The following is a 24,073-nucleotide window of genomic DNA, read 5'->3' as shown; positions in this document are numbered from 1 at the left end:
ACGCGCCGTTGCGACGGAGGATCAACGCCCAAGCAAGCGCAGGAGAATGGGTAAAGTCCTCGGGCGTCCCGCCGATATCCAGTCATGCAACGCGTAGCCAACAGCCACAACCCCACCCTCTCCGAGTGCGCCCTATGTCCTGGCTGACCGATCTGAAATTGAAGACCAAGCTCCTTTCGGCATTCTGCCTGTGTGCGCTGATCACTGTAGTGGTGGGTGTGCTGGGACAGAGCGGTATCTCGCGCCTGTACGAGCTGTTTGAAAATACGGTGAGCGACAACCTGGTGTCGATCGCCAAGGTCGATTCGGTCAAGGCCAACGTCATCGCCACCAACCGCGACTTTTTCAAGGCCATCGGACTGAGCGCGCTCAAAGCCAACCCTGACGACATCAACGCCGCGATCCAGTCACTGAAAGAAAACCAGGCCCAGGCCGAGACGGACTTCAAGACCTACCGCGCCACGCCGCTCGATCCGGATGAAAAAGCCGCAGGCGATGACTTCGAACGCGACTGGGCCGCTTACATCAGCGCCGCCCTCAATGCGCTGTCAGTGGCGCAGAGCGGAGACCTGGAGCAAGCCAGCAAACTGGCCGCGACCAGCGTGACGCCCAGCTATCGCAAGACCATGGGCGAATTGAAAATCATGATCGAATCCAATCTGCGCCAGGCCAACGAGCAGGCACAGGCCGGGGTTGAAACCGACACCCAGGTGACGTGGATTCTGATCATCGGTTCGCTGATCGCGGTGGTGTGCGCCATTGCGCTGGGGCTGATCGTCACGCGCATGATCACCCGGCCGATCTATCAATCGGTGGCAAGCGCCACTCGAGTGGCGGCCGGCGATCTGAGTCAGCCCATCCACGTCGGCGGCCAGGACGAAACCGGGCAGTTGCTCAAGGCGCTGTCCACCATGCAGGGCAGCCTCAAAGGCACGGTTCAGCAGATCGCCACCGCCTCGGATCAGTTGGCTTCTGCGGCTGAAGAGCTGACCATGGTGACCGACGACAGCACCCGCGGGCTGATGCGTCAGAACGATGAAATCCAGCAGGCCGCCACGGCCGTCAACGAGATGACCGCCGCGGTGGAAGAAGTGGCGCGTAACGCCGCCAGCGCGTCGCAGGTGTCTGCGCAGACTTCCGAAGACGCCATCAAGGGTCAGCAACAAGTCCAGCAGGCTGTCACCGCGATGAACACCATGACCGTGGAAATCACCGAATCGACCGAGCGCGTCGGAGCGCTGGCCGGGCAGATCCGCGACATCACCAAAGTGCTCGACGTGATCCGCGGGATTGCCGAGCAGACCAACCTGCTGGCGCTCAACGCGGCCATTGAAGCCGCCCGCGCCGGCGAGCAGGGTCGAGGCTTTGCGGTGGTGGCGGACGAAGTACGTGCCCTCGCCCACCGCACCCAGACCTCCACCGGCGAAATCGAATCAATGATCACCAAGGTGCGCAATGGCGCCGACGAAGCCGTGCAGGCCATGGGCAAGAGCCAGGCGATCGCCGTGCATACCCAGTCACTGGCCACCGAAGCCGGTCGGGCACTGGAGCGCATCAGCGAAGGCGTCAGCCAGATGAACGAACGTAATCTGGTGATCGCCAGCGCGGCCGAGGAACAGGCGCAAGTGGCTCGCGAGGTAGACCGCAATCTGGTGAACATTCAGGACCTGTCGACGCAGACCGCGGCAGGCGCCAATCAGACCAGCGCGTCGAGTCAGGCGTTGTCGCGACTGGCCGTGTCGTTCCACGGCATGGTGGGCAAATTTACGCTGTAATCCGCTTGGCGTTTCGGCGCCAGGCCTGCCAATCGTCCCCCTGAGACAAAATGGCGTATTGACTAATTTGACACTCGATTTGTCGAAAATGACATTTCGGGTACAATCCCCGCCCGCCGCAGGGGATGGACCTGATGACCAGGTCCTGCGGTGGATGATGTTTACTCAAGCTGCTGATTCCAATGACCGAATAAAAAGCACAGCGCCGAGGGACATAGAACACGAGGTCGACCTGTTGACTGGCCTCTTGACCCTTCCTCCTCGTTTTCCGAGAGCGAAGCCTGTCTGACGTTCGCGCCGCACGATGGCGCCCGGCACTGCAGGACGTTGCGCGACGAATGCGGCAGGCGGATAACTTTCTATCTATTGGATGATTCGATGTTCAAGAAAACGAGCACCGCTCTACTGGGCCTCGCGATTTCGGCCACCTTCCTGCAAGCCCACGCCGCAGAGAGCAAGAAAGTCGATGTCCTGCTGATCGGCGGCGGCATCATGAGTTCGACCCTGGGCGTCTGGCTCAATGAACTCGAACCAAGCTGGTCGATGGAAATGGTCGAGCGCCTCGACGCCGTCGCCGAAGAAAGCTCCAACGGCTGGAACAATGCCGGCACCGGTCACTCCGGTCTCGCCGAGCTGAACTACACGCCTGAAGACAAAGACGGCAAGGTCAATATCTCCAAAGCCATCGAGATCAACGAAGCCTTCCAGGTCACCCGTCAGTTTCTGTCCTGGCAGGTCCGCCAGAACGTCCTGAAGAACCCGCCTTCGTTCATCAACACCACACCGCACATGAGCTTTGTGTGGGGCGATGACAACATCAAATTCCTGAAAAAGCGTTATGACGCGCTGCAAGCCAGCCCGCTGTTCCGCCCGATGCAGTACTCCGAAGACCCGGCGCAGATCGCCAAGTGGGTCCCGCTGATGATGGAAGGCCGTGATCCTTCGCAGAAGCTGGCGACCACCTGGACGCCAATCGGCACCGACGTGAACTGGGGTGAAGTCACCCGTCAGTACGTGTCGTACCTGCAGACCCGCCCGAACTTCGATTTGAAGCTGTCCAGCGAAGTCAACGACATCACCCGCAACGACGACGGCTCGTGGCACGTTGAATACAAGAACCTGAAAGACGGCACCACCACCGGTACCGACGCCAAGTTCCTGTTCATCGGTGCAGGCGGCGGGGCATTGAAGCTGCTGCAGAAATCCGGCATTCCCGAAGCTCAGGAGTACGCAGGCTTCCCGGTTGGCGGTTCGTTCCTGGTGACCGAGAATCCGACCGTGGCCATGCAGCACATGGCCAAGGCCTACGGCATCGCCTCCACCGGCGCGCCGCCCATGTCGGTTCCGCACCTGGACACCCGCGTGCTGGACGGCAAGCGCGTCATCCTGTTTGGCCCGTTCGCCACCTTCTCTACCAAGTTCCTGAAAGAAGGTTCGTACTTCGACCTGTTCAGCAGCATGACCACCCACAACATCTGGCCGATGACCAAGGTGGGCGTGGAGCAGTACCCGCTGGTCGAGTACCTCGCCGGTCAGCTGATGCTGTCTGACGACGACCGCTTCAAAGCGCTGCAGGAATACTTCCCGCACGCCAAGAAAGAAGACTGGCGCCTGTGGCAAGCCGGTCAGCGCGTGCAGATCATCAAGCGTGACGCGGACAAGGGCGGCGTGCTGAAACTGGGCACCGAAGTGGTTTCTTCCCAGGACGGTACCATCGCTGCCCTGCTGGGCGCATCGCCAGGCGCATCGACTGCTGCACCGATCATGATGAATGTCCTGGAGAAGCTCTTCAAAACCCAGGTCGCGACGCCTGAGTGGCAAGCGAAGATCCATCAGATCGTGCCGAGCTATGGCACCAAGCTGAATGACTCGCCAGCCGCTGTTCAACAAGAGTGGAACTACACCGCCGAAGTGCTGCAACTGGGCAAGCCGCCTGTGCTCGATCAGAGCGTCGGCACCAGCACTGCCGCGCCGGGCAAGCCTGCTGAAAGCAAGCCCGCCAGCGACATGGCGCTGTAACAACGCCTGACCGGTTGCATCGATTCCGATGCCGCTGATCACGAAAGCCACGAGACTCTGCGTCTCGTGGCTTTTTTATTGCCCATTGATCCCGTCGAGTGACGCGCGAATTGCACGAGGAATTCGTCGGCCGCTGATGACGTGAAAATGAACGGCAAGCGCTTGCGTTGTGTCCACCCTATAGAACCAGTGAGGGGCAACGGTATGGACGCTACAAACACGCAAGTGCTGAGGGATGTTGTCGTCATCGCAGGTTCACGAGGCGCCCCCGAGGCCCTCCGTCACCTCCTCGCCAAGCTGCCGGCGGATTTTCCCGCTGCCGTGCTCATCGTGATTCACACCCACCCATTAGGTCCGGACTACCTGGCGTCTGTGCTCGCTCGGTACTCGACGCTGCCTGTGGACTACGGAAAAGAAGGCGAACCGGTACTGCCGGGCCGTGTGTATCTGGCTCCTGCGGACCGGCATCTGGAGATCGTCTCGCCCGGGATCATTCATCTCGACGACGGCCCCAAGGTACACCTCGCACGTCCTGCCGCCGATCGCCTGTTCGCCACGGCTGCCGAAGTGTTCCGCGAGCGGGTGATCAGCCTGGTGCTGTCGGGCGGCGACTCCGACGGTTCGGATGGCGCGGTAGAGGTCAGGAACGCTGGCGGGTTGAGTTTCGTACAGCGTCCCGAGGAAGCGCCGGTGCCCAGCATGCCGATTGAGACGATGCGAAAAACTATTTTGAGCCCTCAGCTGAGTGCGGAAGAAATGGCGGACGCGCTGACCAAAGCGGTCCGCACCGTCAACAGCTGACATTTCACAGGAGGCCAGAGAGCATGCCAGGAGGCGAACAGCATCCGCCGCCGTCAGGCGCCTTCGATCAATTGGACTTGGGGCCAGGGCGCAATACGGCCGTGTTTCGCCTGACCCTCGCGTTCATGATCATGGTGCTGATGACGTTCCTTTCAGTCGAGGGGTGGCGCGCCTGGCGCGATTACACCCACGCCTACGATTTCGCCCGAGACTCGGTCACCAACCTGGCCCGTGCCACCGCGCAGCACGCCGAGGACGCCATCCGGCAAGTCGACATCCTTACCTACGCCCTGGGCGAGCGGGTGGAGGGCGATGGCTTGGCCGCTATCAACGTTCCGCGCCTCCACACACTGATGGCGGAGCAATCGAAGCTCATGCCTCAGCTCCACGGGCTGTTCATCTATGGCGCCGACGGGCGATGGATCGTCACCGACAAGGACGTGACCCCGGACACCGCAAACAACGCCGACCGTGACTATTTCAACTATCACCGCACCCACACCGATCGCCGTGTGCGCATCAGCAACGTGGTCAAAAGCCGCTCCACCGGCGAGCTGATCATTCCGGTCTCCCGAAGGCTGAATAACGCTGATGGCTCGTTCGCAGGTGTGTTGCTGGGGACCATCAAACTCAGCTACTTCATGGATTATTACGGCGACTTCAAGATTGATGATCGCGGTGCGCTGGTGCTGGCGATGCGAGACGGGACCATTCTGGTCAGGCGCCCGTTCATTCATTCCGTGGTGGGGCAAAGCCTGGCTGACAGCGAGATCTTCAAACGCTACCTGCCGACCGTCAACGAAGGGATCGTCGAGATCAAAGCCGTGGTGGACGGCACGTACCGGTTGTATGGATTTCGTGCGCTGTCGAGTTATCCGCTGGTGGTCGCTGCCGGGCTGTCGAGAGAATCCTTCGTCGGGCCGTGGCGTCGTGATCTGCTCAAGTCCGGGCTTGTGCTGCTGGTCTTGGTCGCCGGCTTTGTCGGATTTGCCTTCATCGTGCTCACTCAACTGCGCGGACGGATGGCCATGGAGAGCGAGATTCGCCTCGCCCATCAGGCCGTCAGAGACATGGCCCTGACCGACAGCCTGACCAGACTGGGCAACCGGCGCCGCCTCGACATGACCCTCGAAACCGAGATCGGCCGGGCAAAACGACAGCGCTACCCCCTCGCCTTGATCATGCTTGATATCGACTACTTCAAGCGCTTCAACGACCGCTACGGCCATGCGGCGGGTGACGACTGTCTCCAGCAGGTCGCCCAAGCCATCAGCGGCGTGTTGAAGCGGCCTGCGGACCTCGCCGTTCGCTACGGTGGCGAGGAATTCACCGTGCTGCTTCCGGATACCGACCTCCAGGGCGCGGGCCGCCTCGTGGAGGACATCCTGCAGGCCATCCGGGCGCTCGCGCTGGAGCACGCCGATCATCCTGAAAAGATCGTCACCGCAAGCGCAGGCGTGACGGTCAGGTTCCCTGCGCGGGAAGACACGACGCCTGCCGGCATGATCAAAGCGGCGGATGCCTATCTTTACTACGCGAAAAATAATGGCCGCAATCGGTGGTACGCGGATCAGCACCCACAGGCGAGCGCGCAGGAATGAATGACACCTCGGGTTGACTGGCGGGTGGGCGAGATGTGAGACAGGTGTTCGGGCGGGAGTAAAAGCGAGTCAGATATGTCCCCTGCAGGAATCGAACCTGCATCTAGCCCTTAGGAGGGGCTCGTTCTATCCGTTGAACTAAGAGGACACCAAATCGGACGGCGTGCATCTTAACGACAAGGCGCTGGCTTGTCATGTCGTCATTATCAATGGGAGCTGTAAGACGCTGCCTCTCGCTCACATCATAGGGCTATCGTGCAGAATGCAACGATGGCCATGGGCCTTATTGCAAAACGCAACCCTACAATCCTGAAAATCCTGATTATCCTGTTGATTTTTATAGCATTTCTTTGGACTAAGGGTTGGCATGCAGACTGCAACATACTCTTCGCGAATCACCCCTCTGAACGCCGTCCAAGCGAAGGTACCCGAGATGAACATGACACTGTCCCTGCTCAATGCTGCCGCGCTTGTCGCATTGGTTGCCTTCCACTTCCAGAACGATGGCAGCACGTCAGAGACCGTGAAATCAGAGAGCATCGCGGTTCAGGCTCAGCCTCATCACCTCATGCCACAGACGCCACGGTTCGCAGTCATGCCAAGTCAGGGCACGGAAGCCATCCTGGCCCATGACAGTGAAGAAGCCGTGCCGGTGAGTCGCTCGGAGCGCTGGGTGTTCTGAACAGCGGGTGCTGATCAGCTACCACAACGGCTTCGACCCGCTTTCCATGAGAGAGCAACCCATTAGAGAGCAGCCATGTCCAAAGCAGCAATTTCGTTCCTGATCCTGGCCGTCATGGCCCTCGCCACTGACCAACTGCTGGCTCCGTCAATGGAAACCATGAGTACCCTGGCGAAAGCAGCCGCAGGAATTTTCGCCAGCCTGTTCGTTGCAGCGCTGTTTGTGGGTCGCCGTATCAAGTTTGACCCGGTTTTGCGTTAACCCAAGCCCCGACCCTTCGCCAGCACTTGCTGGCGCATCAAGTCGCCAAACATACGACGCCGGATACCCTGTCTATGTGGGCTTAGGCTTACGCTACAGCGACAAGGGCGCAATGAACCCTTCGTCTCTTTCTTGAATGCCTCCTCGTATTATCCCCAGTCTCCCTCTACGATGAAGACAGATTGCCATCACGGCGTTTGCCCAGCACTGCAAGGGTGATCAGAGTTTCACCTTGCAAACCAGGACGCATTTCGGATAATTGGTGCTGGCTAAAAGCCTTTATGTAGTTCAATATTTGTCACACATTTGACGCCAAGGAATCGACACATTGGTGCAGGATGGCGATCCTTTATGCGGGCTGGTTGAACATTTCGGCCAAAAGACAGTCAGAGCATGACATCTGCGGCCTAATGTAGAAACCGCCTCTCTCTTTGAACTAATTCGGTTAAATATATGAGCCCTATGAAACAGGCCAATTATTCCAGTCGCACAGCTGACAAGTTCGTAGTTCGCCTACCGGAAGGCATGCGCGAGCGTATTGCGGACGTCGCCAAACAGCACCACCGCAGCATGAACTCGGAAATCATTGCGCGTATTGAGCAGAGTCTGATTCAGGAAGGCGCACTGGGTGATGAGCCGAGTCTGCGTCTGGACAGTCCGGAGCTTTCGCTCCACGAACGCGAGCTGCTGCAGCGTTTCCGTCAGTTGGCTCACCGCCAGCAGAACGCACTGGTTTCGTTGATTGCCCATGACACTAGCCTGGCAAACGACGACGAATAAGTCGTTTAAACCAGAGACTTTAAAGCCAGCACACTGCTGGCTTTTTTGTGCCTGAAACTTGATGAATTCATAGCTTCCAACCCATTAAGCGGCATCGCGCACATTAAAAAACCGCCCTGAAGGCGGTTTTGGGTGAAGCGTGGGGGTCAGAGCAAAAACACGGTGGCCAACCCCAGAAAGATAAAGAACCCGCCGCTGTCGGTCATGGCCGTGATCATCACACTGGCGCCCATCGCCGGATCGCGACCCAGCCGAGAAAGGGTCATGGGAATCAGCACGCCCATCAATGCTGCCAACAGCAGATTCAATGTCATGGCGACGGTCATCACCACGCCGAGAGACCAGCTGTGGTACAGCAAGTAAGCGACGATCCCGATCACGCCACCCCACACAAGACCGTTGATGAGCGCGACGGCCAGCTCCTTGCGCATCAGCCGTGAGGTGTTGCCGGTGTTCACCTGATCGAGGGCCATGGCCCGGACAATCATCGTGATGGTCTGATTGCCCGAGTTGCCGCCAATCCCCGCCACGATCGGCATCAACGCCGCCAGCGCCACCAGCTTCTCGATGGAGCCTTCGAACAGGCCGATTACCCGCGACGCAAGAAAGGCGGTAATCAGGTTGACCGCCAGCCAGGACCAGCGGTTGCGCAGTGAACGCCAGACCGAGGCGAAGATGTCTTCTTCTTCGCGCAGACCCGCCATGTTGAGCACTTCGGTCTCGCTCTCCTCACGGATGAGATCGACCATTTCATCGATGGTCAGACGGCCGATCAGCTTGCCGTTCTTGTCGACCACCGGGGAAGAAATCAAGTCGTAACGTTCGAACGCCTGGGCGGCTTCATACGCATCGCCGTCAGGATGGAAGCTCACGGGATCACTGGCCATGACCTCCGACACCTGCTTCTCCGGGTCGTTGACCAGCAAACGCTTGATGGGCAGCACGCCCTTGAGGACGCCATCGGAGTCGACCACGAACAGTTTGTCAGTGTGACCGGGCAGCTCTTTGAGGCGGCGCAGATAACGCAGAACGACTTCCAGGCTGACATCCTCGCGAATGGTCACCATCTCGAAGTCCATCAGGGCGCCTACCTGCTCCTCGTCGTAGGACAGGGCCGAGCGCACGCGCTCACGCTGCTGGCTGTCCAGCGCCTCCATCAGCTCATGGACAACATCACGCGGCAGCTCTGGTGCAAGGTCGGCCAGCTCGTCGGCGTCCATTTCCTTGGCGGCCGCAAGCAGCTCGTGATCGTCCATGTCGGCGATCAGGGTTTCCCGAACGGAGTCCGACACTTCAAGAAGGATGTCGCCGTCACGCTCGGCCTTCACCAACTGCCAGACCGTCAGACGGTCTTCGAGGGGAAGTGCTTCGAGGATGTAGGCAACGTCGGCAGAGTGCAGGTCGTCGAGCTTACGCTGCAGCTCGACGAGGTTCTGCCGGTGAACGAGGTTCTCGACACGATCCTGGTGCTGGCCTTCCTGACGGTGTGTCAGGTCTTCGACGATGCGCTGACGTTGCAGCAAGTCGATGACTTGGGCGAGACGATCCTGAAGGCTTTCCTGCGTCTTTTTTACTTCGATTTGGGTCATAGGCGAACTCCACTCCCAGCAGTGGAACCCGCCAGAAGATCAATCAGTCGATTCTTGATTGGTGAAACTTAGTATTGAGTTGCTACTGGGTAAGTCCATGGAGGTAGTCCACAAGCCCCGGCGGGGCTGACGGGCGCAATCATACACCGCTTGCCGTGGCGGGAGGCTAAAAATTCAACGTGAAACAATCGGTTGCAACGCAACGTTAACGCTGACGAAGTCACTCCTACCCCCTCGTCACATCCGGTGAACAAAACTCGCTCGCCGTGAGAAACCTTCACCGTTACCCTTTCCGCACTTGGGTCAGGGAAGACATTGCGATGCCGCGCAACACTGGAGAGCTCCTCATCACCCTGGTGCTGTTTTTGCCACTCGGCGCAGGCGCCACCATCGTTAATCGCTGCGAGGATCAAAGCGGCAGCGTGACATTCACCACACTGAGTTGCCCCAACGGTCAAGCCATGACCCCACAGGGTATCAATCCAGCATCGGGCATGACCTTCACTCCCACTCCTCCGCCTGCAATCGCGGACACCCTGCAAAAACGCAAAAGCAACGAAGCGGTGGTTGTGGGCCAGCGAGATGACGGTTGCGGCAATGTCCTGAGTGCGGAGCAGCGCCGAAAGGCGATCATCAATCAGCAGACGCCAACGGGGATGAGCAAACGTGATGTGGAAAGCTTGCTGGGGCGACCGGACAAGATCGTCAGCCGTAACGCCGAAGTCCGGTATGTGTATGAGGAGAAGAAGGGGCGCAGCCGACAGGTGTCATTCGATGAACACGGTTGCGTAAAAGGCAAACGCTAGAAAGCAAAAAGCCCGCATTTGCATGCGGGCTTTTCGTTTTATGGTGCACTCGACAGGATTCGAACCTGTGACCGCTCGGTTCGTAGCCGAGTACTCTATCCAGCTGAGCTACGAGTGCAGATGGCGCTTTTTAAACCAGTTCACCTCTGGCTATCGCGTTTTACTTCTGGAAGTGAGTGGTTCTTCCGAAGACCTGTTGAAGCCAGGCTCTTTCTAACTTAAGACTGCTGTTCGTATCACTACAAACAACGCTTAAATGGTGCACTCGACAGGATTCGAACCTGTGACCGCTCGGTTCGTAGCCGAGTACTCTATCCAGCTGAGCTACGAGTGCATTTGTTGCCGCGCATTATAGGCCGTCAAATCTCTTGGTCAAGCACTTTTTCTAGTAAATTCAACAACTTACCGATCAAGCCAGATTACAACGTACTAAGCAAATAATGGCGGAGAACGGGGGATTCGAACCCCCGACACCCTTTTGAGGTGTACTCCCTTAGCAGGGGAGCGCCTTCGGCCACTCGGCCAGCTCTCCGCAACACGGGGCGTATAATAACCACCCTTTTCCCCGTTTGCAAACCAAAAATTCAATAAAAATTAATGGCTTGGTTCTTCGTCCTTCTCTTTCTTTATACGCAGGTAAATCTCTTCGCGATGAACAGCCACTTCCTTGGGCGCGTTGACCCCAAGGCGTACTTGATTGCCTTTAACGCCGAGCACGGTCACGGTGATTTCACCATCACCAATGATCAGACTTTCCGCGCACCGCCGAGTCAGAATCAGCATACCTATCTCCTTACCGCTTGCATTCAAGGGACAACAGTCTGCATAGACAAACGGCAGGGGCCCGAGCCGGAAGCGGCCGCAGGTCTATGTCTCAGTATCGACCAGCGCCGGAAAAAGAACAGTTTATTGCCCACATTCAGTATCGGAAGGCGCGACCGAAACCGCGCCCCCTGCCCAAGGCTTACTCGCCCTGACGTGGTGCGTCGAGTTCGAAGGCAGTGTGCAGCGCGCGCACGGCCAGCTCCAGGTACTTCTCTTCGATCACTACCGAGACCTTGATTTCGGACGTCGAGATCATCTGGATGTTGATGCTCTCCTTGGCCAGCGCTTCAAACATGCGACTGGCCACACCGGCGTGGGAACGCATGCCGACACCGACGATGGAAACCTTGGCGATTTTGGTGTCGCCAATGACTTCACGGGCGCCGATTTCGTTGGCCGTGTTCTGCAGAACCTGCAGCGCCGCCTGGTAATCATTGCGGTGTACGGTGAAGGTGAAATCGGTGGTGTTATCGTGCGAGACGTTCTGCACGATCATGTCGACTTCGATGTTCGCGCCGCTGATCGGGCCGAGAATCTTGAACGCAACGCCCGGGGTGTCTGGCACGCCACGGATGGTCAGCTTGGCTTCGTCGCGGTTGAAGGCGATGCCCGAAATGATCGGCTGTTCCATGGATTCCTCTTCATCAATGGTAATGAGGGTGCCTGGACCCTCCTTGAAGCTGTGCAGTACGCGCAGCGGGACGTTGTACTTGCCGGCGAATTCGACCGCGCGGATCTGCAGGACCTTGGAGCCCAAGCTCGCCATCTCCAGCATTTCTTCGAAGGTGATCTTGTCCAGACGCTGGGCCTGCGAGACAACACGCGGATCCGTCGTATAAACGCCATCGACGTCGGTGTAGATCTGGCACTCATCGGCTTTCAACGCTGCAGCGAGCGCCACGCCGGTGGTGTCGGAACCGCCACGACCCAGGGTCGTGATGTTGCCGTCTTCGTCGACGCCCTGGAAACCGGCGACAACCACCACACGACCGGCCTTCAGGTCAGCGCGAATTTTCTGATCGTCGATCTGGAGGATACGCGCCTTGTTATGGGCGCTGTCGGTCAGGATGCGGACCTGATTACCGGTGTACGAAACAGCCGGCACGCCACGCTTGATCAGCGCCATGGCCAGCAGAGCGATGGTGACCTGCTCGCCGGTGGAAACGATGACGTCCAGCTCGCGTGGCACCGGCTGATCGCTGATCTGCCGGGCGAGTTCGATCAGGCGATTGGTTTCGCCGCTCATGGCCGACAGCACGACCACCAGATCATCGCCCGCATCGCGGAATTTCTTGACCTTGTCGGCCACCTGTTCGATGCGCTCGACAGAGCCCACCGAGGTGCCGCCAAACTTTTGTACGATTAAAGCCATCTCAAAGCCGCCTCAGCCCATGAAGGGCGCCCGTTATCATTCAAACCGCGAAGCGCCGGAGCCCGAACGACGGGCCCCGGGTGGGTCGACTTAAATACCTTGTTCGGCGAACGGAACAGCCAGTGCCAGCGCTGCTTCGAGTCCGGCAGCATCAACACCACCGCCTTGCGCCATGTCAGGACGACCGCCGCCTTTACCGCCTACCGCGGCAGCCGCTTGCTTCATCAAATCACCGGCTTTGAGTTGGCCAGTCTGGTCTTTGGTGACGCCTGCCACCAGCACGACCTTGTCTTCATGCACCCCGCCGAGCAGGATCACTGCGCGGCCGAGCTTGTTCTTCAGTTGATCAACCAGGGCCAGCAGCGCCTTGCCATCCTGACCGTCGAGACGGGCAGCGAGGACCTTGACGCCGTTGACGTCCACTGCCGAGCCCGACAGGTCGTCGCCCGCAGCACTGGCCGCCTTGGCCTGCAGTTGTTCCAGCTGCTTTTCCAGCAGACGGTTGCGTTCCAGCACCGCCGACAGCTTATCCAGAACGTTGTCGCGATTGCCTTTGACCAGGTTCGCGGCTTCCTTCAGTTGTTCTTCAGCCGCGTTCAGGTATTCCAGCGCCACAGCGCCGGTCACCGCTTCGATACGGCGCACGCCGGCGGCCACACCGCTCTCGCTGATGATCTTGAACAGCGCGATGTCGCCGGTGCGGTTGGCGTGAATGCCGCCGCACAGCTCCACCGAGAAACCGCCGCCCATGCTCAGCACGCGGACGCTGTCGCCGTACTTCTCGCCGAACAGCGCCATGGCGCCCTTCTGCTTGGCGGTCTCAATGTCGGTCTCTTCAGTCTCGACGACCGTGTTCTTGCGCACTTCGGCGTTGACGATGTCTTCAAGCGCCTTGAGCTGCTCGGGCTTGATGGCTTCGAAGTGGCTGAAGTCGAAACGCAGGCGCTGACTGTCGACCAGTGAGCCTTTCTGCTGAACGTGATCGCCCAGGACCTGACGCAACGCGGCGTGGAGCAAGTGCGTGGCGGAGTGGTTCAGCGATGTGGCCTGACGAACTTCGGCGGCGACGTCGGTGCTGACGGTGGTGCCTACTTTCAGGCTGCCCGACACTTGAACACCGTGGTGCAGGAACGCGCCGCCGGTCTTGGTGGTGTCGCTCACGTCGAAGCGCACTTCGCCGCCGGCAGTCAGGTAACCGCTGTCACCGATCTGGCCGCCGGACTCTGCGTAGAACGGCGTCTGGTCGAGGATGACCACGCCGTCCTCGCCTTCGCTCAATTGCTCGACCGCGAGGCCGTCTTTGTACAGCGCGACGACCTTGGCCTCGCCTGCAGTGGCTTTATAGCCGGTGAACTGCGTGGCCACATCGACCTTCACCAGGCTGTTGTAGTCCATGCCGAAGGAGCTGGCGGAGCGCGCTCGTTCACGCTGGGCATCCATCTCACGCTCGAAACCCGCCTCGTCGAGGGTCAGGTTGCGTTCGCGAGCGATGTCGCCGGTGAGGTCCATCGGGAAACCGTAGGTGTCGTAGAGCTTGAACACCACGTCGCCAGGGACGATGGTGCCCTTGAGCTCAGCGAGATCCTGCTCGAGGATCTTCAAGCCTTGCTCCAGGGTCTTGGCGAACTGCTCTTCTTCAGCCTTCAGCACGCGCTCGATGTGCGCCTGCTGGTTTTTCAGTTCGGGGAAGGCTTCGCCCATTTCGGCGACCAGTGCAGCCACGATCTGATAGAAGAAGCTGCCCTTGGCACCCAGCTTGTTGCCGTGACGGCAGGCGCGACGAATGATGCGGCGCAGCACGTAGCCACGGCCTTCGTTGGACGGCAGCACGCCGTCGGCAATCAGGAAGCCGCACGAGCGAATGTGGTCGGCGACGACTTTCAGGGACGCCTGATTGTCGTTGCTGCAGCCGATGGCTTTGGCAGCGGCGGCCAACAGGCTCTGGAACAGGTCGATTTCATAGTTGGAATTGACGTGTTGCAGCACGGCGCTGACGCGCTCGAGGCCCATGCCGGTGTCCACCGATGGCGCTGGCAGCGGGTGCAGAACGCCGTCGGCCGTGCGGTTGAACTGCATGAATACGTTGTTCCAGATCTCGATGTAGCGGTCGCCGTCTTCTTCCGGCGAACCCGGCGGGCCACCCCAGATGTCGGCGCCGTGGTCGTAGAAGATCTCGGTGCAAGGACCGCACGGGCCGGTGTCGCCCATGGTCCAGAAGTTGTCGGAGGCGTAGGGTGCGCCCTTGTTGTCACCGATGCGAACCATGCGCTCGGCCGGCACGCCGATCTCTTGTGTCCAGATGTCGTAGGCTTCGTCGTCCGAGGCGTAAACAGTGACCCAGAGTTTTTCCTTGGGCAGGTTCAGCACCCCGGTGAGGAAGGTCCAGGCGTAGGTGATTGCGTCGCGCTTGAAATAGTCGCCGAAGCTGAAGTTGCCCAGCATTTCGAAAAAGGTGTGGTGACGCGCGGTGTAGCCGACGTTTTCCAGGTCGTTGTGCTTGCCACCGGCACGCACGCACTTCTGGCTGCTGACGGCGCGGGTGTAGGCCCGTTTTTCCTGGCCGAGGAAGCAATCCTTGAACTGGTTCATGCCTGCGTTGGTAAACAGCAGGGTCGGGTCGTTGCCCGGGATCAGGGAGCTGGAGGCGACTCGGGTGTGGCCTTGCTCTTCGAAGAAGCGAAGGAAGGCTTCACGGATTTCTGCGCTTTTCATAGGTTCTTCCACGGAAACTGCGGCCTGGCACATGCATAGCGTCATTCGACGCAGCGACGGCAAAGGGCCGCATTATATAGGCGTTGTACGCTCGGTACAGCGTGTTATTCGATAGAAACCGGCAATCGGGCTGATCACACGATCAGCGAACGCCAAATTCGGCAAAGGCCGCCACCACCTTGTCCAGATGCGCAGACGTCACATCCAGATGGGTGACCATGCGCAACCGCGGCGCAGCACTGAGCACGATACCGCGCTCGGCACACAGGGCCTTGAGCGACGGGGCACGATCGCCGATGTGCACGTAGACCATGTTGGTCTGCACCGGCTCGACGTCAAAACCGAGGTCCGCGAGGGCCTTGCCGAGGGCGGTGGCATTGGCGTGATCGTCGGCCAGCCGCTCGACCTGATGCTCCAGCGCGTATAAACCCGCCGCTGCCAGCATCCCGGCCTGACGCATGCCGCCGCCGACCATCTTGCGCAGGCGCCGCGCCTTGGCGATGAACTCGCTTGAGCCGCACAGCACCGAGCCGACCGGCGCGCCGAGCCCTTTGGACAGGCACACCGACACCGAATCGAAATGCCGGGTGATTTCCCCCACGTCCACGCCCAGCTTGACGGAGGCGTTGTACAGGCGCGCGCCGTCGAGGTGCAGGCTCAGGCCATTTTCGCGGGTGAATGCCCGGGCCGCCGAGAGGTACTCCATTGGCAGGACCTTGCCCTGCATGGTGTTTTCCAGGGCCAGCAAGCGGGTGCGGGCGAAATGGAAGTCGTCGGCCTTGATGGCGGCGACCACCTGATCCAGGTCCAGCGATCCGTCCGTCTGGTTGTCCAGGGGCTGAGGCTGAATCGAGCCGAGCACCGCCGCCCCGCCGCCTTCGTATTTGTAGGTGTGCGCCTGCTGTCCGACGATGTATTCGTCGCCGCGCTCGCAGTGGGCCATCAGGCCGAGCAGGTTGCTCATGGTGCCGGTCGGCACGAACAGCGCGGCGGCATAACCCAGACGTTCCGCCAGCCACGACTCCAGGCGATTGACCGTCGGGTCTTCGCCATACACGTCATCGCCAAGGGGCGCGCTGGCCATGGCGTCGCGCATGCCGGCAGAGGGTTGGGTCACGGTGTCACTGCGCAGATCGATAACCGCCACGATGAAGCTCCCACTGGTAAGGGTCGAGCCTCAGTTCTGAGGCCGGGGCATCGATAATCAAGGCTTAAGGCAGGAATGCCAAGACGCCTTATAAGAAAAGCTGATGAAAACCATCAAAAAGGCTCCAAGCGGATCGCGGGAATCTATGTTACAAACTGCACGCCGACGGAAAAAACCGTTGGCAACGTTCTCAGGGCGGGGTGCAATTCCCCACCGGCGGTAATGGCGCGCAATGCGTCTAGCCCGCGAGCGCTTGCAGCGAGCTTATGCGCGATGCAAGGTCAGCAGACCCGGTGTGATCCCGGGGCCGACGGTCATAGTCCGGATGAAGAGAGAACGGGACTGGCACAGCAGGATCGTTTCGAGACGGGTTCAGGCGCTTGGCGTCGAGGACGGTTTCGCACGTACCCTGGCATCCCATTCGATCCAAAACGCCCTGTTTTTTTCATTAAACAGGAGTCAGAACACATGCAACCTACCGCCATTCACGCTCACGAGCGCATCGCCTTCATTCAAGCCTGCTGGCACAAGGAAATCGTCGATCAGGCGCGCAAGGGCTTTGTCGCCGAGATGGCGCAACACGGTTACGCCGAGACCGACATCGATTTCTTCGAGGTCGGCGGCGCGTTTGAAATCCCGCTTCACGCCAAGTTGCTGGCCAAGTCAGGTCGCTATGGCGGCGTCGTGGCGGCTGGTCTGGTGGTCGACGGCGGCATCTATCGCCATGAGTTCGTCGCGCAATCGGTGATCAGTGCGCTGATGCAGGTTCAGCTGGAAACCGAAGTGCCGGTGTTCTCGGTCGTGCTGACCCCGCACCACTTCCACGCCGGTGAAGAGCACCAGAAGTTCTTTTTCGATCACTTCGTGCACAAGGGCCAGGAAGCGGCCAAGACCTGCGCGGACACACTGACTAAATTGCGTGCGGTGCGTCGGGTGGGTGAGGTGCAGAAAGCGGCGGGTTGATTTGCATCCGAAGATCCAGATCAACTGCTTCCCGGCTGAAACCGGTCCTACGGACCTACCGCGTTCCCATTGTAGGACTGGCTTTAGCCGGGAAGAGCCCGGTTTGATCGCCACGCATTTCATTGAATGCTGGCGCTACCTGAGTGGGACCGGCTTCAGCCGGGAAGAGGCCAGCATGACCGGGATCAGGCCAATATCTCGTCCGTCGCCGGCACGATCAGAATCCCCGCCCGCAGCCCGTTTTTGACGTTCGGGTTGGGGAAAATGATCCGGGCGCCCTCCTCTTCTATCACCCAGCGTGAATCAGCCAGGTCTTCGGCCAGCACGTAGCCTTTTTCCAGCTCCGAGAAGTTCTCGATGTCCGCCGGCACGTGCAGCTGGAAGGCGTCGCTGTGCTTGATGATCTCCCGGGCCACGCTGAACAGCTGCAAGCCGTTCAGATCCGCAGGCTCATCGGCTTCGGTGCCGGCGATCAGGTGTTCGAGGCAGGTTTTCAGTTTGTCGAGATTGACCTGCTGGTTCTGCCCGAACGGGCGCGCCTTGCCCAGCTCCAGGGTGAAGGCTTCGGCGTCGAGCTTGTCGTAGGTGTAAGCGCTGAACACGATCGATGACTTGTTCTGCAGCAGCACCGCTTCCATGCCGGCCGTCCGCAGCCGGGCGAGTTCGCGGCGGGAATGGGCGCGACCTTCCTTCCACGGGTACAGCGCGAACTGCTCGATCTTCGAACCGCGAATCGCCGTGTGCAGGTCGTAGTGCAGGCGGTAGCGGTCCGGAATGTTGAAGAAGCTGGCGGCCAGACGCTCGAGTTCGCAGGCGCGCAAGGCTTCGCTGCCGCCGCTGTGCTCATGACGGCCATTGAACAGCCGGTTGACGTCCTGCTCGACGTAGCGCTCGCCGCGACGCATCGCTTCGGGATTGCCGAACAGGAACAGAATACGCGCGCGGGGCTTGAGTTCGCCCCGGGCGATGGCCTGAATCAGCGCGTCGAGCAGTTCGATCGGCGCGGTTTCATTGCCGTGGATGCCGGCGGACAACAGCAGGTCGGTGCCATTGTCCCGCGCTTCGGGAGGCCGGACTTCCAGTGCCCCTTCAGCGAGCCAGCGCATGCGAACGCCGTCGACGGTCAGCTGAGTTTTTTCCGCGGGTTCGCGACCCGCGAGGGTCAGTTCAAGCAGTTTGCCGAGGGCGAGCATGGGGGAAGCTTCCTGCGCAGGCTTAGTCGTGGGTGCAGTCGGGACCGTGCACGTGGCCTTCTTCATCGTCGCCGCTCATGTCAGCCGGTTCCATTTCCAGTTGCAGGCTGACCAGGTTGGTCGCCAATGGACGCAGCAGCAGGTTGGCGTATTCGGCATCGCCTTCTTCGACGTCCACGCCGATCAGCAACTGGCCACGGCCATCCTGTTGAATCCAGACCTCTTTGCCCTGCCAGATAACGGCAAGACGGGTGCAGGACGTTTCCAGCTGAGTGCCGTCGGTGTCTTCAAGGATCAAACGCAGCGCGTCGGTCATGGCAAAACTCTCTCTTTAAAAGCAAAAACATCGTCGCCTGACACCGTTTGGGCGCAGGCGTAACGGATGGGGTGCATCAGTTGATCTGGAAAGGATAGACCGCGCCCAGTTTCAGGTGCTGCGTCAGTTCGTCCAGCGCCGTACGGCATTCGGTCAGCAATTGCGGATCGGCCAGATCACTGTCGCTCATGCGGTCGCGATAGTGCTTGTCGACCCACTGCGTCAGCGTGTCGTACAGCGGCGCGGTCATGATAACGCCTGGATTGACCGCCGCCAGTTCGGTTTCATTCAGCGCCACGCGAAGACGCAGGCACGCCGGGCCGCCGCCGTTCTGCATGCTCTGCTTGAGGTCGAACACCTTGACCTCGCGGATCGGGCTGTCGTCCGCCAGCAGGCGCTGCAAGTAATGCCACACGCGCTCGTTGCTGCGGCACTCTTCCGGCACGATCAGCAGCATCGAACCGTCGGCGCGGGACAGCAACTGGCTGTTGAACAGGTACGAACGCACCGCGTCTTCCACGGCCACTTCACTGCGCGGCACGCAGATGGCCTGGAAGCGACCGCCGCGTTGACCGAGCTTGTTGTGCAGTTCGGCGAGCATGGGCTCGGTGTTGAGGAAGGCGTCCTCGTGATAGAACAGGACTTCACCGTTACCGACCGAGATCACGTCGTTGTGGAACACGCCCTGATCAATCACCGCCGGGTTCTGCTGGGCGAAGACCACGCCCTCGGCGCTCAGGCCATGCAGACGCGCAACGGCCTGGGACGCTTCGAGGGTCTGACGGGCCGGGTATTTCTGCGGTGCAGGGAACCGGCTGTCGAACGCGGCGCGGCCGAAGACGAAAAATTCGACGCCGGGCTCTCCGTAGCTGCGACAAAAGCGCGTGTGATTGGCCGCACCTTCGTCGCCGAACTGGGCGACGGCAGGCAGCGCCGCGTGGTGGGCGAAATGCTGCTGATCAGCGAACATCGCGCCGAGGACACGGCTGGTGGTCGGGTGCTCGATGCTGCGGTGGTATTTGCAGTTGAGGTTGGCGGCGGTGAAATGCACGCGGCCGTCAGCGGTGTCGGCGCTCGGGCTGACCGTGGCGGCATTGGCCACCCACATGCTCGACGCTGAGCAACTGGCGGCCAGCAGCGGCATCGACTCTTTGGCGGCGCGCTCGATCACCTGTGCGTCGCTGCCGCTGAAGCCCAGCTTGCGCAGACCGGCCACGTCGGGACGTTCCTGGGGGGCCAGTACGCCCTGGGTGAACCCCATCTCCATCAGCGCTTTCATTTTGGCCAGCCCCTGCAAAGCGGCCTCGCGCGGGTTGGAGGATTGCTGGCAGTTGTTCTGGGACGCAACGTTGCCGTAGGACAGCCCACCGTAGTTGTGGGTCGGGCCCACTAGACCGTCAAAGTTGACTTCACAGGATTTCATCGGTGAGGCTCCGTGGATCTGTTTTTATGTGCACGTTCTTCGACGTGCGCTGCGCTATCAAGGAGCGCGCTCAATTCAGGGTGATGCCGGGCGTCAGGGTGGCAGGCAGTGCCAGGGTCTCCGTCTCCAGCGAGGCCACCGGGTACGCGCAATAATCCGCCGCGTAATAGGCGCTGGCGCGATGGTTACCGGAGGCGCCGACACCGCCGAACGGTGCGGTACTGGCCGCGCCGGTCAGCTGCTTGTTCCAGTTCACGATACCCGCGCGGCTCTGCAGCCAGAACTGTTGAAAGCGCGCCTGGGAGTCCGACAACAGCCCCGCCGCCAGCCCGTACTGCGTGGCGTTGGCCTCTTCGATCGCTGCGTCGAAATCAGCGTAGCGAATGACCTGCAACAGCGGCCCGAACAATTCCTCATCCTCACGATCAGCCACGTCACTGACGTCGATGATGCCCGGGGTCAGCAGCGCCGACTGCGCGCCAGGCTGGGTCATTTCGAGCAGGGCAACCGCGCCGTTGGCCAGCATCACTTCCTGGGCATCAAGCAGCGCACGGGCAGCGGCAAGGGAAATCACCGAACCCATGAACGGCGCAGGTTGTTGATCGAACGCGCCGACCTGAAGGGTCGATGTCACCTCAACCAGCCGCGCCAGGAATGCATCGCCCCACGCCCCTTGGGGCACCAGCAGACGGCGAGCGCAGGTGCAGCGCTGGCCGGCGGAAATAAACGCCGACTGAATCACGGTGTAGACCGCAGCATCGACATCGGCGACCTGATCGACCACCAGCGGGTTGTTGCCACCCATCTCCAGGGCAAGAATCTTGTCCGGACGGCCGGCGAACTGTTGATGCAGCGAATTGCCAGTGCGGCTCGAACCGGTGAAGAACAACCCGTCGATGCCTGAATGGCCGGCCAGCGCGATGCCGGTGTCACGGGCACCTTGCAGCAGATTGAGCACGCCCGCAGGCAGACCGGCTTCGATCCAGCATTGCACGGTCAGTTCAGCGACTTTGGGGGTCAGCTCGCTGGGCTTGAACACCACGGTGTTGCCCGCCAGCAACGCCGGGACGATGTGCCCGTTAGGCAAGTGCCCCGGGAAATTGTAAGGGCCGAACACCGCCACCACGCCGTGGGGCTTGTGGCGCAGCACAGCGGTGGCGTCGCCCAGGGGGCCGCTCTTCTCGCCTGTCCGCTCGCGGTAGCTCTGAATCGAGATCGCGACTTTGTTAGCCATGCTGGTCACTTCAGTCGCCGATTCCCACAGCGGCTTGCCGGTTTCCTCACCGATGCAACGGGCGATTTCATCAGCGCGGCTCTTCAGCGCAGCAGCGAAGGCTTCGAGCACGGCAATGCGCTCGTCCAGGCTACGCGTCGCCCAGGCCGGAAACCCCTGACGAGCCGATTTGACCGCCGCGTCGACCTGTTCAGCCGTTGCGCTTTTGCCGGACCAGATCACCTGCTGGGTCACCGGGTTCAGGGAATTGAATGCGTCGCCCTGGCCGTCCTGCCAGGCACCGCCGATATACAAGGTGTTCATCAAATACCCTCCCGGGCAGGCGACAGCGGCACGGCGCGAACCTGATCACCGGCGCTGAGGCGCAAGCGCTTGGCCGTCTGCGGGTCGACCACCAGGGTGCCGGCGGCGAAACGCGCAGGCGCAGCGGTCACGCGGCAGTCTTCGCGCTTGCGATTATGAATAAGGAATGGCGTCGCATCGTCACCCGGCGTCCCGACCGCCAGCACCAGGGCCTGGCTGTCACGGACTGCGCGGATCTTGCTGGTCTCACACTCGATAGCGGGTCCTGCGTCGAAGATGTCGACGTAACCCTGATAGCTGAAGCCTTCGGCCTTGAGCATGGCCAGCGCCGGTTCGGTGCTGACGTGTACGCGGCCGATGACCTCGCGCGCGGCCTCCGAGAGGAAGCAGCTGTACAGCGGAAACTTCGGCATCAGCTCGGCAATGAAGGCGCGGTTACCGACACCGGTGAGGTAGTCGGCCTGACTGAATTCCATTTTGAAGAAGTGCCGGCCCAGGCTTTCCCAGAACGGCGAGTGGCCCTGCTCGTCGGAGATGCCGCGCATTTCCGCGATGGTCTTGGTGCCGAACAGCTCCGGGAATTCGGCAATGAACAGCATCCGCGCCTTGGACAGCAACCGGCCGTTGAGGCCATTGCGGTAATCGGCGTGGAGGAACAGCGAGCACAGCTCGGAGTTGCCGGTGAGGTCGTTGGCCAGGAACAGCGTCGGGATCTCGCGGTAGATGTTCAGCTCTTGGGAGGCGCTGACCGTCAGGCCCACCCGGTAGTTGTACCAGGGCTCGCGCAGCCCTACGGCCCCAGCTACGGCTGAAATGCCCACGACTTTTTCGTCGTCATCTTCGAGCACGAACAGGTAGTCGGCGTCGCCCCGCCCGGCCTCGCCACGGAAGGTTTTCTCGGCCCAGCCGACCCGGTGCGCCAGACGCTCTTCATTGGCCGGCAAGGTGGTCAGGCCTGCGCCGGTGCTGCGCGCCAGCTCGATCAACGCCGGAAGGTCACTGCTGCGTACGGGACGAACGATCATGCTTTCTCCTCAAGCCGTGGGTTCTGCAACCCCCGGCGAACTCGCTAACCTGCTTTACGGCGTCGGCCTGCCACTGCAGCACCGGTCGCCGTCAACTCATCTCAACCCAACATGACCCGGTTGTCAGACCGCGACGATACGCACACTGGCGCCTTCGCCGACGCCCAGCGCTTCGGCCGCGGCCAGGCTCAGGGCCACCGGTTTGCCAGGCACCCAGTCCAGTTCCAGCATCACCGCGCGGTAATCCTGCAGCTGGCCATTGGAAACCAGATAAGGTCGGCCACCCTTGACCGCATCACCGGTGCTGACCGTGTCGACCTTGACCGGCACGACGCGGCTCTGGGCGATGGAGCGAATGCCGGACACCCGCGCGTGCAGGGTCGGCCCGCCGTCGAAGATGTCGATGTAATGGTCGGTCTCGAAGCCTTCGCGCATCAGGATATCGAAGGTGATCTGCGCACGCGGATGGACTTGGCCCATGGCTTCCTGCGCTTCATCGGGCAGCAGCGGCACGTAGATCGGGTAATGGGGCATCAGCTCGGCGAGGAAGGTCCGGCTTTTCAGCCCGCACAGGCGCTCGGCTTCGGCGTAGTTGATGTCGAAGAAGTTGCGCCCGATGGCGTCCCAGAACGGCGAGTCGCCGTGGTCGTCGCTGTAACCGACGATCTCGGTGACCACTGAATCGGCGAAGCGCTCGGGATGGCTGGCGACGAACAGCAAACGGCCGCGGGAGTTGAGCTCGGACCACAGCGTGCCAACCAGTTCAGGCAGCACGTAGAAGCTGGTCAGCAGGCTGTTGCCCGTGAGGTCGTGGCACTGCGAAAGCACATGAATCTTGTTGTGGATCTTCAGTTCGCGGGAGGCGTGGACGAAGGTTTCGTTGCGAAAGCTGTAGAACGGCTCGGAATAGCCCGCCGAAGCGACGATCCCGGAACAGCCCACCAGACGGCCTGCTTCTGTGTCTTCGAGGACAAAGAAGTAGGTCTCTTCGCCGTTGAAACTGACTTCCGCCGAGAACGAGGCTTCGGACGCGGCAATCTTGTCACCCAGACGTCCAGCGTCATCCGGCAGGGACGTGACACCAATCGGGCTGTCTGCCGCGAGTCGTTGAACCTCGCTCAGATCCGCCATTTGCGCGGGGCGCATCACCAGCATGGTGTTACTCCTTGAGAAAAAATCGGGCCGGTCGACCGGCACAGGAAAAAACAAAAGGTGAAGCGGCGCTCAACCTCGTGGGAGCGAGCTT

The 24,073-nt window shown here is 60.6% G+C and carries 20 protein-coding genes, 4 tRNA genes and 1 riboswitch; of the genes, 9 read left to right on the top strand and 15 right to left on the bottom strand.

Annotated features, from left to right (window positions below):
* The first annotated feature begins 134 nt into the window (after positions 1-134).
* From SLW75_RS12505 to SLW75_RS12490, 4 genes are all read left to right on the top strand, one after another.
* Positions 135-1,775, top strand: coding sequence for a methyl-accepting chemotaxis protein (locus tag SLW75_RS12505; protein WP_192135410.1), 1,641 nt, complete (start codon positions 135-137; stop codon positions 1,773-1,775).
* Positions 1,776-2,153: 378 nt separating this feature from the next.
* Positions 2,154-3,794 (top strand): malate dehydrogenase (quinone), encoded by a 1,641-nt coding sequence (gene mqo / locus SLW75_RS12500; protein ID WP_065986182.1) that lies wholly within the window; start codon positions 2,154-2,156, stop codon positions 3,792-3,794.
* Positions 3,795-3,998: 204 nt separating this feature from the next.
* Complete coding sequence (locus SLW75_RS12495) at positions 3,999-4,595, top strand: chemotaxis protein CheB (protein WP_065986183.1); 597 nt, start codon at positions 3,999-4,001, stop codon at positions 4,593-4,595.
* A gap of 23 nt (positions 4,596-4,618) precedes the next feature.
* Complete coding sequence (locus tag SLW75_RS12490; protein ID WP_410934576.1) at positions 4,619-6,196, top strand: diguanylate cyclase; 1,578 nt, start codon at positions 4,619-4,621, stop codon at positions 6,194-6,196.
* 76 nt (positions 6,197-6,272) lie between these two features.
* Here the strand turns inward: SLW75_RS12490 and SLW75_RS12485 are convergent.
* Positions 6,273-6,344 (bottom strand) — tRNA-Arg (locus SLW75_RS12485).
* A gap of 285 nt (positions 6,345-6,629) precedes the next feature.
* Here SLW75_RS12485 and SLW75_RS12480 point away from each other — a divergent pair.
* From SLW75_RS12480 to SLW75_RS12470, 3 genes are all read left to right on the top strand, one after another.
* Positions 6,630-6,878 (top strand): hypothetical protein, encoded by a 249-nt coding sequence (locus tag SLW75_RS12480; protein ID WP_065986185.1) that lies wholly within the window; start codon positions 6,630-6,632, stop codon positions 6,876-6,878.
* 75 nt (positions 6,879-6,953) lie between these two features.
* Positions 6,954-7,139: a PA3371 family protein gene (locus SLW75_RS12475; protein ID WP_410934575.1), complete on the top strand. Its 186-nt coding sequence runs from the start codon at positions 6,954-6,956 to the stop codon at positions 7,137-7,139.
* Positions 7,140-7,592: 453 nt separating this feature from the next.
* Positions 7,593-7,919 (top strand): Arc family DNA-binding protein, encoded by a 327-nt coding sequence (locus SLW75_RS12470; RefSeq protein ID WP_065986187.1) that lies wholly within the window; start codon positions 7,593-7,595, stop codon positions 7,917-7,919.
* 146 nt (positions 7,920-8,065) lie between these two features.
* Here the strand turns inward: SLW75_RS12470 and mgtE are convergent, their stop codons facing one another.
* Positions 8,066-9,508 carry a magnesium transporter gene (mgtE, locus tag SLW75_RS12465; protein WP_065986188.1) on the bottom strand — a complete coding sequence of 481 codons (1,443 nt, stop codon included), beginning with the start codon at positions 9,506-9,508 and terminating at the stop codon, positions 8,066-8,068.
* A gap of 320 nt (positions 9,509-9,828) precedes the next feature.
* On the opposite strand from mgtE, the gene SLW75_RS12460 reads away from it, so the two are divergent.
* Positions 9,829-10,314, top strand: a complete 486-nt coding sequence (locus SLW75_RS12460; RefSeq protein WP_410934574.1) for a cell envelope protein SmpA — start codon at positions 9,829-9,831, stop codon at positions 10,312-10,314.
* A gap of 41 nt (positions 10,315-10,355) precedes the next feature.
* On the opposite strand, the gene SLW75_RS12455 is transcribed toward SLW75_RS12460, so the two are convergent.
* The 7 genes from SLW75_RS12455 to ltaE all read right to left on the bottom strand — a co-directional run bounded on the left by SLW75_RS12455 (position 10,356) and on the right by ltaE (position 16,370).
* Positions 10,356-10,432 (bottom strand) — tRNA-Arg (locus SLW75_RS12455).
* Positions 10,433-10,571: 139 nt separating this feature from the next.
* Positions 10,572-10,648: transfer RNA gene (locus tag SLW75_RS12450), tRNA-Arg, on the bottom strand.
* A gap of 107 nt (positions 10,649-10,755) precedes the next feature.
* Positions 10,756-10,846 (bottom strand) — tRNA-Ser (locus tag SLW75_RS12445).
* A gap of 62 nt (positions 10,847-10,908) precedes the next feature.
* On the bottom strand, positions 10,909-11,097 hold the full coding sequence (gene csrA, locus SLW75_RS12440) for a carbon storage regulator CsrA (RefSeq protein WP_037013733.1): 189 nt from the start codon (positions 11,095-11,097) through the stop codon (positions 10,909-10,911).
* A 181-nt stretch (positions 11,098-11,278) separates the two neighbouring features.
* On the bottom strand, positions 11,279-12,511 hold the full coding sequence (locus tag SLW75_RS12435) for an aspartate kinase (protein ID WP_065986190.1): 1,233 nt from the start codon (positions 12,509-12,511) through the stop codon (positions 11,279-11,281).
* A gap of 90 nt (positions 12,512-12,601) precedes the next feature.
* Positions 12,602-15,223 (bottom strand): alanine--tRNA ligase, encoded by a 2,622-nt coding sequence (alaS, locus tag SLW75_RS12430; protein WP_410934573.1) that lies wholly within the window; start codon positions 15,221-15,223, stop codon positions 12,602-12,604.
* Between the two features lie 142 nt (positions 15,224-15,365).
* The gene (gene ltaE / locus SLW75_RS12425; RefSeq protein WP_410934572.1) at positions 15,366-16,370 is read right to left on the bottom strand and encodes a low-specificity L-threonine aldolase; all 1,005 of its coding nucleotides are present in this window, start codon (positions 16,368-16,370) and stop codon (positions 15,366-15,368) included.
* Between the two features lie 182 nt (positions 16,371-16,552).
* Positions 16,553-16,712, top strand: a riboswitch (FMN riboswitch).
* A gap of 126 nt (positions 16,713-16,838) precedes the next feature.
* Here ltaE and SLW75_RS12420 point away from each other — a divergent pair.
* Positions 16,839-17,333, top strand: coding sequence for a 6,7-dimethyl-8-ribityllumazine synthase (locus SLW75_RS12420; RefSeq protein ID WP_065986193.1), 495 nt, complete (start codon positions 16,839-16,841; stop codon positions 17,331-17,333).
* A gap of 185 nt (positions 17,334-17,518) precedes the next feature.
* Here SLW75_RS12420 and astE read toward each other — a convergent pair whose 3' ends face one another.
* From astE to aruF, 6 genes are all read right to left on the bottom strand, one after another.
* Complete coding sequence (gene astE, locus SLW75_RS12415) at positions 17,519-18,526, bottom strand: succinylglutamate desuccinylase (RefSeq protein ID WP_410934571.1); 1,008 nt, start codon at positions 18,524-18,526, stop codon at positions 17,519-17,521.
* Between the two features lie 22 nt (positions 18,527-18,548).
* The gene (locus tag SLW75_RS12410) at positions 18,549-18,842 is read right to left on the bottom strand and encodes a topoisomerase II (RefSeq protein ID WP_065986195.1); all 294 of its coding nucleotides are present in this window, start codon (positions 18,840-18,842) and stop codon (positions 18,549-18,551) included.
* 76 nt (positions 18,843-18,918) lie between these two features.
* Entirely contained in the window at positions 18,919-20,265 is a 1,347-nt protein-coding gene (astB, locus tag SLW75_RS12405; RefSeq protein WP_065986196.1) for an N-succinylarginine dihydrolase, read from the bottom strand.
* Between the two features lie 70 nt (positions 20,266-20,335).
* The gene (gene astD, locus SLW75_RS12400; protein WP_410934570.1) at positions 20,336-21,805 is read right to left on the bottom strand and encodes a succinylglutamate-semialdehyde dehydrogenase; all 1,470 of its coding nucleotides are present in this window, start codon (positions 21,803-21,805) and stop codon (positions 20,336-20,338) included.
* A complete protein-coding gene (gene astA / locus SLW75_RS12395) occupies positions 21,802-22,827 on the bottom strand; it encodes an arginine N-succinyltransferase (RefSeq protein WP_369318794.1) in 1,026 nt (341 codons plus the stop codon). The genes astD and astA overlap by 4 nt, the downstream gene beginning before the upstream one ends.
* 123 nt (positions 22,828-22,950) lie before the next feature.
* Positions 22,951-23,982 (bottom strand): arginine/ornithine succinyltransferase subunit alpha, encoded by a 1,032-nt coding sequence (gene aruF / locus SLW75_RS12390; RefSeq protein WP_065986199.1) that lies wholly within the window; start codon positions 23,980-23,982, stop codon positions 22,951-22,953.
* Between the last annotated feature and the right edge of the window lie 91 nt (positions 23,983-24,073).

Origin of the sequence: Pseudomonas sp. W5-01 (assembly GCF_046540435.1) — a bacterium.
In the GTDB taxonomy this organism is placed as follows: Bacteria; Pseudomonadota; Gammaproteobacteria; order Pseudomonadales; family Pseudomonadaceae; genus Aquipseudomonas; species Aquipseudomonas graminis_B.
Note: the sequence above shows the minus strand (reverse complement) of the source record. Positions and strands in the feature narration are given on the sequence as shown.